Here is a 1,650-nt window from a genome sequence, read left to right as displayed (position 1 = left end):
GCAGGAGAAGCTGTTTCATCGCCGCTCTAAGCTCAAGGCGTGATGCGCGCCAGATGCTCGAGGTCGGCTTCCTCGCGCAGCGGATCCGGGGCCATCACCACCGAGGTGCCGTTGTCGGCATCGTCGGCAAAGTGGGCAAGCACGGTGCGGCCGGACTCCATGCGCGCCTTGCCTTCGGCGACCAGCCCCAGCGCCAGCGGATAGAGCCGGTGTTCGGTCTTCAGCACGCGGGCTGCCAATGTATCGGCGGTGTCGCCGACCATCACCGGCACGGCTGCCTGTGCGATGATCGGGCCGTCATCCATCTCGGAGGTGACGAAGTGCACGGTGCAGCCATGGATGCGGATGCCGGCGGCCAGCGCGCGCGCATGGGTGTCGAGCCCCTTGAAGGCCGGCAGCAGGGCAGGGTGGATATTGATCATGCGGCCCTGCCATTTCTGGACGAAGCCGGGGCTGAGGATGCGCATATAGCCGGCCAGCGCCACGATCTCGGCGTTGAAGGCGGTAAGGGCCGCGTCGATGGCGGCGTCATGCGCCTGCTTGCTGCCGTGGTCGGCACGTGAGACGACCTGCGTGGCGATGCCGCGCGCCCTGGCGATGCCGAGCCCGGCGGCATCCGCCTTATCGGAAATGACACCGACGATCTCGGCCGGGAACGACGGGTCGCTGGCCGCGGCAATCAGCGCGGTCATGTTGGAGCCGCGTCCCGAGATCAGGACAACGGTGCGTTTCCTCTGCGCGCTCATAGGCCGATCGAACCCCGATAGATGACGCCTGCGTCGCGGCGCGGCACGATGCGGCCGATCGGCGTCACCGTCTCGCCGGCTTCCTGTAGCACGGCCGCGACCTGCGCTGCCTGGCCGGACGCGACCGCCAGGATCATGCCGATGCCGCAATTGAAGGTGCGCATCATTTCTTCCGGCGCCACGCCGCCGGTCTTGGCCAGCCACGAAAACACGGGAGGAACGTCGATCGCCTCGAGGTCGAGCTCGGCCGAAAAATCCTTGGGCAGCACGCGTGGAATGTTTTCCGGGAAGCCGCCGCCGGTGATGTGGGCGAGCGCCTTGATACCATGCGTGTTGCGGATCGCCTTGAGAATCGACTTGACGTAGATGCGGGTCGGCTCGAGCAGTGCTTCGGCCAGAGTGGCCTCGTCGTTGAACGGTGCCGGATCGCTCCACGACAGACCGCTGACGGCGACGATGCGGCGCACCAGCGAATAGCCGTTCGAGTGCAGGCCGGAGGAAGCCAGGCCCAGCAGCACGTCGCCTTCGACAATGTCATCGGTGGGCAGCAATTGGCCGCGTTCGGCGGCACCCACCGCAAAGCCGGCGAGGTCGTAGTCGTTGCCGTGATACATGCCGGGCATCTCGGCGGTCTCGCCGCCGATCAGCGCGCAGCCGGCCTGGCGGCAGCCCTCGGCAATGCCGCCGACGATCGCGGCACCCTGGTCGGGATCGAGCTTGCCGGTGGCGAAATAGTCGAGGAAGAACAGCGGTTCGGCACCTTGCACGACGATGTCGTTGACGCACATGGCGACGAGGTCGATGCCGATCGTGTCGTGCTTGCCGGCATCGATGGCGATCTTGAGCTTGGTGCCGACGCCGTCATTGGCCGCCACCAGCACCGGATCGGTAAACCCGGCCGCCT

At 66.7% G+C, this 1,650-nt stretch carries 2 protein-coding genes; both read right to left on the bottom strand.

What is annotated here, in order from left to right:
* Positions 1-32 precede the first annotated feature (32 nt).
* Positions 33-746 (bottom strand): phosphoribosylglycinamide formyltransferase, encoded by a 714-nt coding sequence (gene purN, locus EN994_RS30330; protein ID WP_013532446.1) that lies wholly within the window; start codon positions 744-746, stop codon positions 33-35.
* On the bottom strand, positions 743-1,650 hold a 908-nt coding region (gene purM / locus EN994_RS30325), incomplete at its 5' end, for a phosphoribosylformylglycinamidine cyclo-ligase (protein WP_127308096.1). The genes purN and purM, both read right to left, overlap by 4 nt.

The organism is Mesorhizobium sp. M7A.F.Ca.CA.002.09.1.1 (assembly GCF_003998555.1).
Classification (GTDB): domain Bacteria; phylum Pseudomonadota; class Alphaproteobacteria; order Rhizobiales; family Rhizobiaceae; genus Mesorhizobium; species Mesorhizobium ciceri.
Note: the sequence above shows the minus strand (reverse complement) of the source record. Positions and strands in the feature narration are given on the sequence as shown.

Coding starts and splice junctions, on each gene's coding strand:
- purN (WP_013532446.1), bottom strand. CDS start 746: ATGAGCGCGCAGAGGAAACGCACCGTTGTCCTGATCTCGGGACGCGGC.